This is a genomic window from Alphaproteobacteria bacterium (assembly GCA_016722515.1).
Lineage (GTDB): Bacteria > Pseudomonadota > Alphaproteobacteria > Rickettsiales > JADKJE01 > JADKJE01.
In genome coordinates, this window is sequence record JADKJE010000006.1 from 1 (window position 1) to 15342 (window position 15342).

General features: G+C 40.6%; 18 protein-coding genes. 6 read left to right on the plus strand and 12 right to left on the minus strand.

The features are described 5' to 3' along the window. From IPP74_12260 to IPP74_12275, 4 genes are all read right to left on the minus strand, one after another. Positions 1–570: phage portal protein (locus tag IPP74_12260; protein ID MBL0320041.1), on the minus strand; the 570-nt coding region annotated here is incomplete at its 3' end. Position 571: 1 nt separating this feature from the next. Beyond that, positions 572–799: a hypothetical protein gene (locus tag IPP74_12265; GenBank protein MBL0320042.1), complete on the minus strand. Its 228-nt coding sequence runs from the start codon at positions 797–799 to the stop codon at positions 572–574. A gap of 17 nt (positions 800–816) precedes the next feature. Then, a complete protein-coding gene (locus IPP74_12270; protein ID MBL0320043.1) occupies positions 817–2814 on the minus strand; it encodes a phage terminase large subunit family protein in 1998 nt (665 codons plus the stop codon). Continuing rightward, the gene (locus tag IPP74_12275) at positions 2762–3301 is read right to left on the minus strand and encodes an elements of external origin (GenBank protein ID MBL0320044.1); all 540 of its coding nucleotides are present in this window, start codon (positions 3299–3301) and stop codon (positions 2762–2764) included. Before IPP74_12275 ends, IPP74_12270 begins: the two co-directional genes overlap by 53 nt. A 149-nt stretch (positions 3302–3450) precedes the next feature. Between IPP74_12275 and IPP74_12280 the strand changes: the two genes are divergently transcribed. The 3 genes from IPP74_12280 to IPP74_12290 are packed head-to-tail and all read left to right on the plus strand — an operon-like array spanning position 3451 to position 3958. Continuing rightward, on the plus strand, positions 3451–3663 hold the full coding sequence (locus tag IPP74_12280) for a hypothetical protein (protein ID MBL0320045.1): 213 nt from the start codon (positions 3451–3453) through the stop codon (positions 3661–3663). A gap of 26 nt (positions 3664–3689) precedes the next feature. Next, positions 3690–3833, plus strand: a complete 144-nt coding sequence (locus IPP74_12285; protein ID MBL0320046.1) for a transposase — start codon at positions 3690–3692, stop codon at positions 3831–3833. Further along, positions 3779–3958, plus strand: a complete 180-nt coding sequence (locus IPP74_12290) for a transposase domain-containing protein (protein MBL0320047.1) — start codon at positions 3779–3781, stop codon at positions 3956–3958. Before IPP74_12285 ends, IPP74_12290 begins: the two co-directional genes overlap by 55 nt. A 149-nt stretch (positions 3959–4107) precedes the next feature. Here the strand turns inward: IPP74_12290 and IPP74_12295 are convergent, their stop codons facing one another. Continuing rightward, positions 4108–4560, minus strand: a complete 453-nt coding sequence (locus IPP74_12295) for a hypothetical protein (GenBank protein ID MBL0320048.1) — start codon at positions 4558–4560, stop codon at positions 4108–4110. 14 nt (positions 4561–4574) lie between these two features. Further along, the gene (locus tag IPP74_12300; protein MBL0320049.1) at positions 4575–5117 is read right to left on the minus strand and encodes a hypothetical protein; all 543 of its coding nucleotides are present in this window, start codon (positions 5115–5117) and stop codon (positions 4575–4577) included. Between the two features lie 185 nt (positions 5118–5302). Between IPP74_12300 and IPP74_12305 the strand changes: the two genes are divergently transcribed. After that, positions 5303–6256 (plus strand): IS5 family transposase, encoded by a 954-nt coding sequence (locus tag IPP74_12305; GenBank protein ID MBL0320050.1) that lies wholly within the window; start codon positions 5303–5305, stop codon positions 6254–6256. A gap of 76 nt (positions 6257–6332) precedes the next feature. Here IPP74_12305 and IPP74_12310 read toward each other — a convergent pair whose 3' ends face one another. Continuing rightward, positions 6333–6542 (minus strand): hypothetical protein, encoded by a 210-nt coding sequence (locus tag IPP74_12310; GenBank protein MBL0320051.1) that lies wholly within the window; start codon positions 6540–6542, stop codon positions 6333–6335. Positions 6543–7271: 729 nt separating this feature from the next. Here IPP74_12310 and IPP74_12315 point away from each other — a divergent pair. After that, positions 7272–9266: an LD-carboxypeptidase gene (locus IPP74_12315; protein MBL0320052.1), complete on the plus strand. Its 1995-nt coding sequence runs from the start codon at positions 7272–7274 to the stop codon at positions 9264–9266. Positions 9267–9363: 97 nt separating this feature from the next. Here IPP74_12315 and IPP74_12320 read toward each other — a convergent pair whose 3' ends face one another. From IPP74_12320 to IPP74_12340, 5 genes are all read right to left on the minus strand, one after another. After that, positions 9364–9606 (minus strand): GIY-YIG nuclease family protein, encoded by a 243-nt coding sequence (locus IPP74_12320; GenBank protein ID MBL0320053.1) that lies wholly within the window; start codon positions 9604–9606, stop codon positions 9364–9366. Between the two features lie 442 nt (positions 9607–10048). After that, the gene (locus IPP74_12325; protein MBL0320054.1) at positions 10049–10204 is read right to left on the minus strand and encodes a hypothetical protein; all 156 of its coding nucleotides are present in this window, start codon (positions 10202–10204) and stop codon (positions 10049–10051) included. Between the two features lie 126 nt (positions 10205–10330). Continuing rightward, entirely contained in the window at positions 10331–10912 is a 582-nt protein-coding gene (locus IPP74_12330) for a YfiR family protein (protein ID MBL0320055.1), read from the minus strand. A gap of 18 nt (positions 10913–10930) precedes the next feature. Further along, a complete protein-coding gene (locus tag IPP74_12335) occupies positions 10931–11512 on the minus strand; it encodes a hypothetical protein (protein MBL0320056.1) in 582 nt (193 codons plus the stop codon). A gap of 2 nt (positions 11513–11514) precedes the next feature. Then, entirely contained in the window at positions 11515–13536 is a 2022-nt protein-coding gene (locus IPP74_12340; GenBank protein MBL0320057.1) for a TonB-dependent receptor, read from the minus strand. 246 nt (positions 13537–13782) lie between these two features. Between IPP74_12340 and IPP74_12345 the strand changes: the two genes are divergently transcribed. After that, complete coding sequence (locus tag IPP74_12345) at positions 13783–15303, plus strand: HAMP domain-containing histidine kinase (GenBank protein ID MBL0320058.1); 1521 nt, start codon at positions 13783–13785, stop codon at positions 15301–15303. Positions 15304–15342 lie beyond the last annotated feature (39 nt).

A 15342-nucleotide genomic window follows, 5' to 3' on the forward strand; every position in this document is an offset into this window, starting at 1 on the left:
TGGGTGGGATTTTCTGATCCAATAGGCTATTGGTGCGCCGTAATCATCAATCTCAATCCCGCCGCGTAGATTTTTATCATCAGGTCGACCACCAGGATTACTGAGTCGGTCTGATTCAACCAGTTGGATAACGGTATTAAATGCACCACCTCGTTCTGGAAGCCATAACGGTATAACAATTGATTCCCCATTAATAAGTCCAGAGCGAAATACTTGCACCGTAAGTCCCGCAAAATTGAGGGAACGTGCAGCATCACAATCCATGCTCTCACTGAAACCTCGCCATAACGACTCTACCTGGTGAGACCATTCGTCTGCCCATTCTTTGTTTTTGCCAAGTGCTTTATAATCAGGGCAGGAAACAAGACGTAGTCCGGTTCCCACAACATTGTCTACCAGTGTTTGTATTGCTCCGCTGGCAATGCCATGATTACGGGTTAAATCCCGTGATCTGGAAACCAGCGTATTCAACTCTGGCAACGTATCGGTGTCTGCTGAAAATGCGCCAGGCAGCCAGCTTGCAAGCTCGCGTGCTGTCAGTGACGCAGCTCTGTGTGATGTATCGCTCATGTTAGAATGCTATTTTAATGATGCCCCGGCGTGCATTGCCGCTAATTTTGTTAATCTCTGCCTTTAAATGGTCGATGTAAGCTTTCAGCTTTGACATATCGACCGAGGCGTAGGTAGTTGAACCATAACCCCCTATATTCACATTAACGGCTTGTGCGCCAATTAAGAGTTGGTGGTAGGCCGCTTCTGCTTCTGCAAGACGAGTTTGGAGGGTCGTTAAATCGGTCATATAACCTATTCCATTTATTATAGGTAAGGGTCTTGTGCTTTTGTGGAAGGTCGTTGCCGTACCACTTGTGAGAGGCTGGTTTTGTTGGTTTGACTTTCTGGTTTGACACTTACGATAGGTATAAGGCTTTTTCCTAATGCCTCTTCCATTTGCAGCCAGTGTTTTTCTGTAAAACGATCAAGGCCATAAATGCTCGCCGCGGCTCTTGCATAGACGCGGCAATCCAATGCTTCATTTGACTTGGTTGGATCCTTTTCCCAGGTGGCCTTGGGAAATCCATGATGCATCCGCACCACTCGTTTTTCTGCGGTTAGTTGTTTGAAATATTCTGCATCATATTCAGGAAAGTGGCAGCTTCCAGGCAGGAATTTATCCATTGAATCAGTTGGTCGTTCTAATTTGAGCCATCGGTACAGTTCCATCTTTGCTACGGGGCCGCTGATGTTCCAGACACGCAAGCCTCGTCGTTTGCCTCCAACATCTGCTTTAGAAACACTAAGGATCAAAGCAGTTTCAGTATCACGACCTTTAATGGCAACAACCGTGCGTGGTGATCCTGCGCGAGCACCACTTGCTCCCCAACTGGCTTGGGGGTAATTTTTTACCCAGTTATAGACGTCTTGTGTTGCATAGCCGCTATCAATACTCATAACTCGTATCGGTAATGTGCAACCCCTAGTATGTTGCCAATCACGATCTAGGAGTTGATCTAGTCTTTTCCAAACGTCTGGTGCATTGGTTGACCCTTGAAAGACCTGATAATCAATAGACCAACTTTCTTTGTTGCGTCCCCAGGCAACGATCTCGCATTCAATACGATCCTTTTGAATATCAACACCGGCAGTGAGAAACAAGCCACCTTCAGGGACAACACCCATAGGATAATGTTCACGACGTTCATAAAGCCTTTGCCATTCAGGTGCTTCATATTCTTCTTCAAAAGGCTCACCAAGGACGGTATTGATAAATCCTTTTAACAGTTCTGGATTTTTCTGAGCGGCTTCATACATTTCTGCGGCATTGGCCCATGAGAACCATCCAACAGGACTGTATAAAGAGGAAAGGTGATATCCTACGGTGTTGCCATTATTAGAATTGCTTGGAACCCAGCGACCATTAGCTAACATGTACGTTTTGTGGTGTTCTTCAATCAGTGTCCCACACTCTTCACAGACATAGGCAACTTGGTTTGGTTTTCCTTCTGGCCAGCGGAGGTTAGCAAATATCAGAGGCTGTTCATGTTTGCAATGAGGGCAGGGAACATGATAATAACGCTGGTCGCTTGCTTCAAATTCCCTTTGTATCCTGGATAATCCTTTTAATGTGGGGGTACTCACCAGAAGTATTTTTCTCCTGCGCTGAAAGGTGGCTGAACGTCTTTCTGCAAGTAAAATAGGATCTCCTTCGCCTTCAACATCGCCTGGGTAGCCATCAACTTCATCCATAAATAGATAGCGTGCAGGCATTGATCGCAAACCAACGGCTGAGTTAGCACCGGTCATCACCAATACACCGCCAGGAAATTCTTTGGCAAGGATCGTGTTTCCTGAATCTCTGGAACGAGCGGGCTTTACTAACTCTTTCAGTTCTGCAGTATCTTCAATTTGAGGATCTATACGCTGTTTGGAATTACGCTTGGCTAGTTCTACGGTAGGAGACACAGACATCATTGGGCCTGGCACCATGTGTATGACATAGCCGATCCAATTATTGCCGCACTCAGTTCCACCTATTTGTGCGCCTTTCACAAACACGATTCGCTGCACAGGGGAGTGGGGCGAGAGATTGTCCATTATCTCTTTCAGGTAAGGTGTGCGCTTTGTTCTCCAGCGTCCGGGTTCAGCAGCTGATTTGGAAGAAAGGATTCTGTAGGTATCGGCCCATTCTGATACGGTAAGAAATGGATCTGGTTTTAATCCTTTTGCCCATTGTTTTTCTATCTCCTCAAATCCATCATAATTTTCAATCAATGCGAATTTTGAATTCTGCAAGTTCGGATAATTGTTCTCGGACATAGCGTTCCAGTGTCACGTGCATAGTGTGGGCATCTACGCTAAGTTCCGCTGCCATAGTTGATGATATGCGTGCTGGCCAATTGATCCATGCATCGCGTTCGGTACGGGCTAACTTGTAAACATGGGCTAATACTTTGGCGCGATCGATTAATTCACCTTTTAGTTTCTGTAGGCGTATGCGGTTAGTTTGTGCCTTTAATACTTCATTGGCCGTGCGTGCTTGGATGAATGTTGTACCGTTACCAGTAACTGCCATGCTGTTTTCTTTTAGCGTTTCGCGGACAGCATCAAGTGCCATGTCTGGAACGGCTTTAAGATTATAAGATGCAGGCTGTTGGTTGGTGTTAGTTTGCCATTGACGATCGGCCTTTGCTGTATCAATGGTGCCGTCAGGTTCTGGCGTTACTCGGCCTGTTTTAATTGCTTTACGAACTGCTGCGTCAGAAATGCCTCTGTGTCTTGCATATGCACGTATTGATATTCCCACGGCGTTATCCTAAATCAATTGTTCTTATAATATTCAACACATTGAAATATAAGGCATATTTCTTTAGAATTGAGTTGACTAACTTCGAATTAGAAGCGTTCATGGGTTGTTGGTGAAATATCATAACTTATGAAAATAGGATAGGAATTATGGAAAATTATCAAGAAGCTAAACAACGCTATTTGGTACGCCTTGAAAACATCAAACACCTGCTTGAACGTTTAACTCAAGCAAGCTTTGAGAATTTTGGCGTTGCACCTGAAAAGGTTACGCGGCGTGATATGGTGTTTGTTCACGAAGTTGAGGAAAAGCTGACGGAAATTTCCAATCGAATTCATATCAAGAAAAATAAGCTGATCTAGCGTTTATTAGGCATCTCCATTTATCAATGTGTTTCCTAACCGACGGCAAAGTTGAGATCGATAATAACGCAGCCGAGCGGGCTATGAGAGCCATTGCCCTGGGACGTAAAATTGGATGTTTGCAGGGTCAGACAAGACAGGAGAGTACGCCGCTGCTACTTTCTCGCTGATCGAAACGGCAAAACTTAACGGCATCAATCCACAAAAATACCTGGCAACCGTCCTGACAAAAATCCAAGATCATAACTCACAAAAAATCCACGAGTTGCTACCCTGGAACCTCAAACTGAATTAAGAATTGCTAATTTAAGCCGGTTCACCGGACGCTTACGGTTGTTCCTGGAGTTGACCCAGCTAATTATCTACTGCTCTACTAGCTCTCTAAAACTTTCGATCATAATTTCTAATTTAGTTGGATCGCCAGCTGCATCGAATTTTTTATCTTTAATGATAAATGTACCAGTCTGTTTGGGAGTTTTCATAAGTTTTGCGCTCAATATTTAAATTTTCTAGCTTCGTATCAACAAGATCAATTTGAACTCTCCAGCCGGGATTATCTAACGTACTAATTTTAATCTGATTTTCATGCGCCCAATCGCCATTACAATATGATTGAAACCAAATCGTTAGCCACGTTAAGATACTATTTTTTTTCTTTAATACAGCTATTTCCTCCAAAAGTACTGGAATATCCTGCCTGGCGTTTGCTATGAAGTCTTGATCCTCTATTGTTGCACCAAATAATTCGATGTCATTCCCCCTATTTTGTTTAGTTCCGGTCATTATAAAATTTGAACCACTTTCATGATCGCGCCCTTCTACATAAGAAAGCCATGGACCCAAGGAAGCATTTTTGTATCGATTTTCTATTTCTTTGATTTGTTTTTCTTCTAACATAGCTCTTCTCAAGATCAATATTTAGGATTCTTTATCGTTGGCGTCATCAGTGATTCTGCTGCCTTTGGTGAAATTCCAGACAATGTAGCATGATTTGGATTATTTTTCGTTGGGGATAGAACAATAGTACCTCCAGCTTCTTTAATTTTTCCTACAGAAGTCACTCCTACTTGCTTATGTGGAATTGTTTCACTTAATTCTGCAAGGGACTTGCCCGGACTACTATTAACCGAAACTCCATGTAAGTTGCCATACTCGTCGACACTAACTCCTGAACCATTTATAAACGTATCTTCTGTACATCTTCCTCCTCTACAAACCAAAGTATCATTTGGTAGATCCTTAATTATTTCCGTTTTCTTAATATCTTTAGCCGTATTAGCAATATCATCTGTTTTCCCCAGAAACCTAGCTCCCCTACTCATCCCCGCTGGCAAGAAAGGAATTGCAAGCGCAGCAGAATCTGATGCAAGGTCAATGAATCCCTCTTTGACTATTCCATCATCATCAACAAAATATCCATAACCGATCTTAACACCATCTGCCGCTACGAACAAGCCATCCCAAATTGTGTCTAACGCATTATTTTGCGCTGCGTTGCTGGCGATGCTGGAACTGGAATTAATATTATCGGCGTTTGCTCCGGCTACATAAGCGGCAATGGCGCCGGCTACGGATGCAAGGCTGGTGCCTCTGTCTTGGATGAGGTTAGTCGCGGATAGGCGAGCAAGGATTTGAGCGTTTGTTACATGAGACGATCCGTCTGGGTCTTCTCACGGGGACGATCAAGAAAGCTGACCTTGAAAGGGTAACGGTTGATACGACGGTACAGGAAAAGGCTGTTTGCTTTCCGACGGATTCTCATTTGTACCACAAGGCTCGTGAGTCTTTGGTAAAGGAAGCGGAAAAGCTGGGCATAGGTTTGCGTCAGAGCTATGTGAGGCTGAGTAAACAAGCGCTGTACATGGGTAATCGCTACATGGCAGCGAAGCAACATCGTCGTGGCCGGAAAGAAATAAAGAAGGTAAAGAATTATTTGGGTCGTGTTGTACGCGATATTGAAAGGTCTGTTCAGGGGAACAGCGAATGGTCTGCATTGATGAGAGCAGGATTGGATCAGGCTCGTGATTTATTAAATCGGCAAAAGCATGACAAGAATAAACTGTATTCCTGGCATGCTCCAGAAGTTGAATGCATTGGCAAGGGCAAAGCCCACAAGAAATATGAGTTTGGCTGCAAAGTGAGCTACTCGGTGACAAATAAGAGTAATTTTATCATCGGAGCAAAAGCATTCCACGGCAATCCTCATGATAGCAGGACATTGAAGGATGCTTTAACTCAAATAGTAAGGTTAACGGGAGTGATGCCCAAAGAAACCTACGTTGACTTAGGTTACCGTGGTCACGATGTCACTGAGTCAGAAGTTATTTTAGCGAGGCAGAAGCGTGGGATAACGCAGTCGAAACGGAAACGTCAGAAACGAAGAAATGCCATTGAACCGATTATTGGTCACTGTAAGCATGACCGGAGCACGGGTTACCGTAACTTCCTGAAGGGAATAATGGGGGATAAAATGAATGCGATCGCCATGGCTGTTGGATTTAACCTCAGAAAGATACTCAAGGTGATTTTATGGCTCATTTTTACCGTGCAATGCTGGAGGGAAATAAAACCACAGGGGCGGTCATATTGCTAAATTAAAACAAAAAATGGGTTTTTTAGGCGAGACTAGTTAATCCATAACGATTGGTCATGTTGAGAACTCCCTACCATCAGAAGATTTCTGGACTAAATTCATATTTGAAACTTATGTTTTCTAATATGGCCTCTATATTTTTTTCAACCCAACTAACATTGTCATCTTTCGTTGATTTTGGTGCTAAATAATTTTCAACTGCCAAGTCAGCTATTCTGACCAAAATGGTCCCATTTTTTGATTTTGCCCAAAATGAGGTTGAACGAGTGTTGTTATCTTTAAACACTCGTCCTTTCAATGTGTACTCTGTTATTATCATGTCCTTTATTCGGTTGAATCTGAGCCTTTCTTATTCGACATCATGAAACTCCTCGGGTACAGATATTAGGTTTGTTGAACTGGGACGGTTTGTCTAGAAAAATAAAAGTGTGACATATTTATAACAATATCTTGAAGACATGGATTGGGTAGTGTTGTTTGTAGCAACTTTTAATCTCTGGTGTTTTCGAGAAGCCCCAAAATTCCTGCACTAAAAAAATCGTACGGACTTTTCTAAAGTACGAATTTTTGAGAATGAGAGTAGAAAAGCCCCGTACTTTGGAAAAAAATATGTTATTTTTAGCTGAGAGAAGTCAGGGAGAAGTAACGGAAAAAGTCCACAATCCGTGGGCTCTACATGGGAGGCTAGTCGTGGATAGAGAACGGTTTCCTAAAAGATACTGGCGGTGGGAAGTCTGCGTCACTAAGACGTCGTTCTAACGTGGACAAGGCATAAAAGGGCAATTCTTAAAACCTGTATGAAGCTGTTATGAATACTGTGCATGGGGCTATACATAATCGGACAACTTTTAATCTGATATTAAGTATTGCTGCGTATCAACTATCTACTTAGAAGCCTATTATACTATATTTCATAAAGGACTCTGTTATTTCATATGCAATATGGTCATTGTCACCGAAACGTATTGTTAATATGGTATAATAAAACGCGAATTTATTAATAGAGGATAGTGGCATGGCCAAAATATCATCTAAATTTACACCGCTGATACGCGATAAAGAGCATCCGGAGAATGGCTCTGTGATTGGCATTGCGGCTTCTTCGTGTTGTGGGTTGGTATTCTTTGATGTAACGGATGAGGAACGTGTTCAATTCACTACAGACTATAGCGAAGAGCTTAAAAAGCTTTTAAGAAATGAGGGATATTCACCTTACTTGCCTGATGATAGTTTTGCCCCGTATCCTAAAGGTCGTTCCATAGCCAATACGGTTGAGGAAAGGGCCAGGCACTTAATCAATATGCTTAACAACCCAAGGGTAGAAGCCATTATACAAGTGGACGGAGGCATGACAGCGCTTGAAGTGGCAAACATGCTTGATCAATACGATAAGGATTGGAAAAAAGTAGAGGCCAACATTGCTGATGCATGGATAAAGAAACATCCAGGACAAATCCTACCGAATGATTTCTTTACGCCGAGGCTTGCTTCTAAATTTTATACGGACTCAACCGGGCAGCAACACGGCCTTCCTCAAAGAGGGATTCCATTGATTGGCTTTAGTGATATTTCTTGCTTACATAATATACTGGGACAACGTGGTGTTGTTAGATCCTATTATGCTAATCCACTTTGTATTTTGGATTGTCCAAGGGCCACTAAAGCAACAGATACTATTTCTGAGCTAGAACCCATCACGGTATATCAAGGGCTTATACCAGGAAATAAGTTATTGATCCCCAAAGGCACTCTACCAGTTTATGCGACACTCCTAGACCGTATAGTGTTAACGGCAGGCTTACCGTTTCAATTTCACTTACAAGAGCCTTCATTATTAGCCATAGAATCAACGTTTTCTGCTGAAGAATCTGGCAAATTCCTTCAGGAAGCTCAGGCAAAAGGTTTACTGGATAATGTAAAGGGTATTGTTATCGGTCAAGTTTGGGATGATGAAAAAAAACTGGCTCGTTCTATTGATCCGAATAATCTTAGTCCTGATTCTTCTTTAAGGACATTCATAAATGAATCAGGGATACCTGTTTTATTTACAGACGAAAAAGACACGTTCGGTCACGGAAGGAATTCAATAATCACGAAGCCTTTTGCCAATTTTGCACCAGCAACGCTCACAGCAGCTGAAAATGGTACTGTAACACTCCGTATTGAAGGACATGCTCCGCAAGAAACGCTAGACCGTCTTTATACCCACAGGATTAATATCCCTCTATTGGAGCATATGGGGCCCAAAGAATCAAAAAAGATCAGCGGTACATTAGAAAAACGAACAGGACCAGATCGTGACTTTCCCTTAACGGATGCAATTATCATCGACTCGTTAGAATTAGGGGATATAAAGGGAACCAACATAAATACTCAAGGAAAAGTCTGTATAGTTTGTTCAGATGGTCGCGAACGCTCTCGTGACCATTATACGTACACTCATATGGGTGCGGCCTGTATGTCAGACAATTTAAAGTTAAAGGATGCGAAGGCAGTGATCGTAGTGATTCCGCCCGAAAAACCAGTCACGTTATGTAATGCACTTTCAGGGATAATTGATCCTAACGTAACATGGAAACAAGAGGGAAATAGTATTTCTTCTGAACAACAAAAAGTAAGGGTTCCTTACGTAGAGAAAGCCCTTAATAATATTGGGTTAAATGGTATAGTAGTCGAGGTGAAACCTTCTGGCGAAAATGACCAGAAAGTGATAGTAAGCCTAACGTTGACTGATGAACAGCAGCAAAGAATAATGAAAGCAGAGAGGCCTTTTTCTGAGCGTTCGTCATGGCTTGAGATAATGGACGATTTTGGAGAACGCTATCTTGGAAACACACCATTATATATTTTAGAGGACGAGGCTTTATCGCAAACCAAAGGTATGTATGCAGGTCGTGTTCAGATACAGAATAGCGTTGTTTCTTCAGAACGGGAAAAGTTCCATGATCAGAAAGAAAAAAGCTGGGCTGAAAGGACTCTGTCGTTTTCAGGAAGAAGTTGGGAAATATAGAGGGCGCTTTCAGTCAGTATAAATTAGGGGGATACTTAGGTTTGAATTGTAAAGAATTTATTTACAGATGTCTCCTGAAGTAATTGCTCTTCGGCAATTAGAAATGCTTCTTAGCAAATGCATGGCCGGAACCATGTTTGAGGTAGGTTTCGAACTTTTGGGCTTTTTCTTTGTTTTCAAAGGCGATGTAGGTGATGCATTTCCAGGGTTTATATTTATTGGTATGGATGGATTTACCGGAGTTATGTTCGTCTAAGCGGGACTGGACGGTTTGGGTGGTGAAGCCGATGTAGCGGCGGGAGTTGTCATTAATGCTTTGGAGTAGGTAGACGAAGTACATGTTTGCCTCACAAAATAGATTCAGAATTTGTTGTTTAGAATCTTTGGTGGGCAAAGTGGGGGGATGGTAATGCTTTTTTGTAAATTTTGCAAGATTCAAAATGAATGGCCAGCTTTCTCTGAGGCTGTGAGAAATTTTAGAAAGATATGAATGTGGGGTTTGGGAGTCAGTCCTGCTTCGCTAAAGCTACGCAGGATCACCCTGCATCGCTAAATCTTCTCCGGGCGTAGCCCTGCGAAGCTTTAGCGAAGCAGGGTGGCGGTGGGTAGTATTCAGCACAACTACCTCGTTCTAACGGGGACTGTGCACAAAAAGGCAATTCTTAAAAACTCGTATGAAGCCGTCATAAATACTGTGCATAGGGTTATAAATGAGTTGACAACTTTTAATTAGATTGAGCTGTTATAGTAGTTTGTCAATATGATCGCCACCAATGCTTGACCTACGAGTTAAGGGTCAAAATAGCCTTATCAATAAATGATTTCTCATCTTCGGTAAGTGCAGAATTGCTTTTTATAGATGTAAAATATGAAAGTAGGATGGGTATATCTTCTTGATTAATAGGTTTAGGTAAAAAAGAATTTATTTCTTTAAGCATAACGTTGTTCCCCTAAATTGAATCAGTCATATGAGTGAAGCAAGAACAATCGTATCACGTCAAATTGTGTTTTTCAACTATTATTACTCAAATAATACTACTTATATAAGTATTATGAGCGGATTGTTATTTGTAAATATGGGCCATATCTAATAACTCTGAATCAACAGTAAGGCCAGCTTTCTTTATAGAGGTATAATTGGCTTCGAGTGCGATTGAATCTCCATTCCAGGTAAAGCCTATTGTTCCACCGCGCTTTGCAAATCCTTTATTGTTACTTACCGTTAAGATTGGTAGATTCTTAGTTAAAGTAAGGAGGCTGCTTTCATAATCCTTAGCTGCTGGACTAACATAAAGAATGTGGCATTTTTTGAGTTCGCTATCTGGAACTTGCTCAACTACAAGAATAGGAAATTTAAATTTCCTATTCTTTGAAAATGAGGATAACAGTTCCCCAATGGGGTCTTGTCCGTAAATGCATATACGCGTGGGAGTTGATGCGGTTTTATCAGGCCATTCAGTGAATTCTATGAGGTTATAAACAAAGACGGCCATAATCTCATATTCTTTAAACTCTTTGTTATACTCTTTAGTTGCCAATGCATTTGATGTTAATGCGGAGTATAATATTAGAATTGGTACTATAAAGCGTAGCTGCGCTAATTTTCCCTTTTTTGTTATTAATTTATAAGGTGTATCACCAAGCATATAATAAATTATTTTAAATTAAGAAGGTATAGACTGCTTCTGAGCAGATCTTTTTTCAGTTACACTGCTGTAATCACGGGATATACCACACGAAAGCGTCTCAAATTCTGCGAATTTCCTGTCTTCATGAAGAAATTGATTCTTTGATTTGCACCAAACACTTCCCATTTTAAGATAAATTCTACCATCAAATCTGAAAGTTATATGTTTGAGAGGAACTGCTCTCCTAATACTTCCGTTAACGTGCGTTAGTCCTACCCCATTAATATCACTACAAACATTATGAATAGTTTTCCCTATTTGCGTGATTAGTACCATCAGGATGCTACCAGGCATATGTTCCCAATCAAGTTCAGGAAAGGATGTGATTTCAGAAAGTAATATTGATCCTTCAGCAAGATAGTTGCCACTTTGTGTCTGCATGTCATAATCTTTGATTTTCATATGCATGTCTTTGACCAAAATATCGTTCTTTTCATAATTAGGAAAGTTATATTGGTATATATCTTGGGATGTTAAATTAATATCACAACCCAAAAGCTCTTTCATTTTATGTAAAGGATCTATTTTGATTTCCTGTAATTTGAGAGCTGCTGACATTTCTAGAATCTCCATGTTACCTTACCGTATGCATTGCGGCCTACCTGAGTTGCATCCCCTTGTAGTGGAGCAGAAAACTCAGGGTGTGAATTATCAAAAAGATTTTGTCCGACCAATCTTAGTTCTAATCCAGCTATTGGACTCCAACTAAAACTAGTGTCAAATCTTAAATATGAGGGGATATGAATAGTTGATAAGTTATCGACAAAATAGAGAGAATTATCTAATTCCAAATTGTGAGGTAAACTCAAATGAGAACGAAGGTTAAAATTATTTTGTGCAGTTTTTCCTTCATCTATTTGTGATAATGTATCTGTGCCGCCAGCTTTTGTATGAATATCAACTATATCAAAGGAATAGCCACCAGAAAGTTGCCATTTAGGTGTGACATCCCAATAGGCAGCTGTTTCGAATCCATATACCTGTCCAAAAGCATTATTTCCAAACGGGATTGGAACAACCAGGTGAGGAGGGAGCGAGGTTGAGCTGTCAATAAATGGAGTCCCTGTTTCATATGATCTTAGGTGGCTGTAGTCATTAACGAATGTTGAGAAATCCATAAAGAAGTTATTTTGGGGTTGCACCCTATATCCAATTTCATAAGCAATTAAATCTTCGGAATCAAAGTTCGTTTGCCCTAACCACTGGGCAAATCCTGGTTTAAGATTTCCTACTACTATGGTGATATCATCCTCGGCTAGGCTTGGTGTCCGAACAGCCCTTGAAACAGCAGCCCATAGCGTTTTCGTATCGGATAACTTCCATGTTAAACGAGCATTCGGTTGATATTCAAATCCCGTAAAATCGTTGTGTTCAAGTTTTGTTCCTAGTGTTAAAAATAATTTGTCGGGTATTACACTATATTTGTCTTGAATAAAGATGCTAAAAAGATTTGTGGAGCGGTTCGCAGGATCAAAATTGAGGTAAACAGTCCCATTGGTATCACTAGTAATAAATCGATAATCTGCTCCCCAGATCAATTCATTACGTTCATCAAGTTGCCAGTTATGTTGGAAATCCAAATCGAATGTGTTTATTCTTTGGTCTAACGTTAGTGGGTTATCTCTATGAATATTACTAAAATAAGCCTGTAAACTTGTTGAAGAATTTTCAGCTATCTTCTTTTCCCATCGACCAAGAATATTTCCACCTACTCTTGTCTCTTCTGAATCTAACCTTTCTGTAAATGGTGTCGTCAATGTTGGAAGAATAACATCTCTATCCTGATTGCTTCTAAAAAGATCCCCTTGCAGGGTAAATGAATTATTCTCAATATTTTCAGCATCTATCCTGAAGCCACTTTGCTTCATTTGCCAACTGTCTCCAGCTCCCTGATTTGAATTGGTTTGAGATTCGCCACGATCAAAATATTTACCATAAACTCTGTAAAAGACATTTTCCCCAATTTGGCCTCCTTTACGGACTCCTGCAGTTCCATTCTCATAGTTTCCATAAGTTGCGGTCATGAGGGTAGCAGGTGTGTCCTTAGCTTTTTTGGTTACAATGTTAATAACCCCATTAACGGCATTAGCTCCCCATAGGGTTCCGCCTGGGCCACGAATGACTTCAATGCGATCAATATCTTCAATCATGAGATCGTGTTCATCCCAATTAACACCAGAGAAAAGCGGTGTATAAATGCTCCTTCCATCGATGATAACAAGCATTTTAGCCGCAATTTGATCTGTAAAGCCACGTGCAGAGATAGCCCACTTATTAGAAGTAATCTGTGAGACTTGGATTCCTGGTACCAGTCGTAGTATTTCTGGAATACTTGTAAGCCCAGAACGCCGGATGTCTTCAGCCGTTACAACATAAATAGAAGCTGCTGCATCAGATAATTTCTCTGCCTTCTTTGATACAGAAGTCACCCTAATATTTTGTTGTTTCAATATATCTGTTAACGATGTGTTAAGAAGCTCTTTGACTTCTTCCGTTGCCTCTTCGGCATGCACGCTTGAAATTGGATTTATAAAAAAAACTAGAAACCCCAAAAAACATGAACTTATCAATTTAAACGACATAATTTAAATCCCGCAATCTATTCAAACCCCAAAAACATGAAACCTTGTCGGCTTCAACCCTTAACCCTATTATATTTTTGACATATATCACGGGTATTGTCAATCGAGATCACAATGAGTAAGTGGAAATGCGCAGAAACTACAGATTTCCTAAAAATTGTATTATTGACATCGTCCCAAAATAACTTCATAATCGAAAGATGAGGAAATTTGAGGTCTTGATTAGTCATTGTGCGTTGAGGGGGTATGAGGAGAATAATTAATAAATTATTACATTCTTCAATTAAACATAAGCTTATTGTATTAGCTATGTTTGTGTCTGGCGTTGCTATATTCCTTTTAAGTTCAGCTTTTATTTTAAATGATGTCAGAGATGCAAAACATTCTATGGTTCAAGAGATAGCTCTATTAAATAAAGTGATAGGGAGTCGTGCTATTTCACGTTTGGCTTTTGATCAAGAATCAAAAGCTGAGAAGGATCTTTATGATTTATATCAAATTCCCTCGATTCGTTTGGCCTGCCTATATAAAAATAACGGAGAACTTTTTGCGCTTTATCTCAAAAAGGGAGAATCTTTGTCATGTCCAAAAAAGCCTCTACAATTTGGTTATTGGTTCAATTGGTCCAGCCTAGTTATATACCAAAAGGTTTTCTCGTTAGGGGGGCAAGCTGATGGAGCAATGTATATTGAGTCAGATCTAAATGAAATTTATTCACATTTAGCAATATATGCGGTGACAACTAGCATTGTCATCATACTTGTCATTATCATTGCTTATTTCTTAACCGTACGATTACAGGCGGTTATTTCAACTCCCATATTGAGCCTGGTTGGAAGTATGCAATCTATTAGGGAAGTTAGAGATTATTCGGCTAGGGCTAAAATATTATACAATGATGAACTTGGTCTCCTTGCCAATAGTTTTAATGAGATGCTTTCTGAGATTGAACGAAGAGATCAATTCTTAGAGCAAAAAGTTCAAGAACGCACCGAAGATCTAGAATACGCTCTCAAAGTCAAAGAAGACTTCCTCTCGAATATGAGCCACGAAATTCGCACTCCTATTCATGGAGTAATTAGTTTTGTGCGCCTTTTGGTCGAAGAATGGAATACCTCAGATGATGATATACTGTTTAATTATGCTCAGCGTGCTCATAAATCGAGTGATCGGCTTTTGGCTTTGATTAATAACCTGTTAGATATGTCTAAGTTTGAGAAAGGGGCGGTACAGCTGGAGCGTAAAGAATTGCTGTTCAGTGATCTGATTCAAACCGTTATTGCAGAAACCAGTGGAGTAGTGGAAGCAAAACATGAGAAGCTGGTGTTTCAACCCATGGCTAACGAACCATTAGTGGAAGTAGACGAGGGACGGATGGCGCAGGTGATGACCAATTTAATTGGTAATGCTGTCAAATATTCTGAGAAGGGAACCATAAGGATTTCCCAGAGTGTCAATCCAGAAGCTATTTTTCTTGATGGAGTGGCTCAAGCACCAGGTATGATCATTTCAATATCAGACGAAGGGATTGGTATTCCAGAGGATGAATTGGTTAAAATATTTGATAAATTTTTTGAAAGCAGTCTTACTAAAACTAAAGCCGGTGGAACGGGTTTAGGGCTTGCTATCTCAAGAGAAATTGTCAAGGCACATTTAGGTACTATTTGGGCGGAAAATAATAAGAACGGAATTGGTAGTACATTCACATTTATGTTTCCATTAAAGGAAATTCCAGGTGTTACTCAAATTACAGAAAAATATGTATAAGAAGCTGTCATAAAGGTTAAGATGCGTGCATCCGGTTAG

Coding starts and splice junctions, on each gene's coding strand:
- IPP74_12315 (MBL0320052.1), top strand. CDS start 7,272: ATGGCCAAAATATCATCTAAATTTACACCGCTGATACGCGATAAAGAG.
- IPP74_12345 (MBL0320058.1), top strand. CDS start 13,783: ATGAGGAGAATAATTAATAAATTATTACATTCTTCAATTAAACATAAG.
- IPP74_12330 (MBL0320055.1), bottom strand. CDS start 10,912: ATGCTTGGTGATACACCTTATAAATTAATAACAAAAAAGGGAAAATTA.
- IPP74_12325 (MBL0320054.1), bottom strand. CDS start 10,204: ATGCTTAAAGAAATAAATTCTTTTTTACCTAAACCTATTAATCAAGAA.
- IPP74_12280 (MBL0320045.1), top strand. CDS start 3,451: ATGGAAAATTATCAAGAAGCTAAACAACGCTATTTGGTACGCCTTGAA.
- IPP74_12285 (MBL0320046.1), top strand. CDS start 3,690: ATGTGTTTCCTAACCGACGGCAAAGTTGAGATCGATAATAACGCAGCC.
- IPP74_12340 (MBL0320057.1), bottom strand. CDS start 13,536: ATGTCGTTTAAATTGATAAGTTCATGTTTTTTGGGGTTTCTAGTTTTT.
- IPP74_12320 (MBL0320053.1), bottom strand. CDS start 9,606: ATGTACTTCGTCTACCTACTCCAAAGCATTAATGACAACTCCCGCCGC.
- IPP74_12335 (MBL0320056.1), bottom strand. CDS start 11,512: ATGTCAGCAGCTCTCAAATTACAGGAAATCAAAATAGATCCTTTACAT.
- IPP74_12270 (MBL0320043.1), bottom strand. CDS start 2,814: ATGTCCGAGAACAATTATCCGAACTTGCAGAATTCAAAATTCGCATTG.
- IPP74_12265 (MBL0320042.1), bottom strand. CDS start 799: ATGACCGATTTAACGACCCTCCAAACTCGTCTTGCAGAAGCAGAAGCG.
- IPP74_12290 (MBL0320047.1), top strand. CDS start 3,779: ATGTTTGCAGGGTCAGACAAGACAGGAGAGTACGCCGCTGCTACTTTC.
- IPP74_12295 (MBL0320048.1), bottom strand. CDS start 4,560: ATGTTAGAAGAAAAACAAATCAAAGAAATAGAAAATCGATACAAAAAT.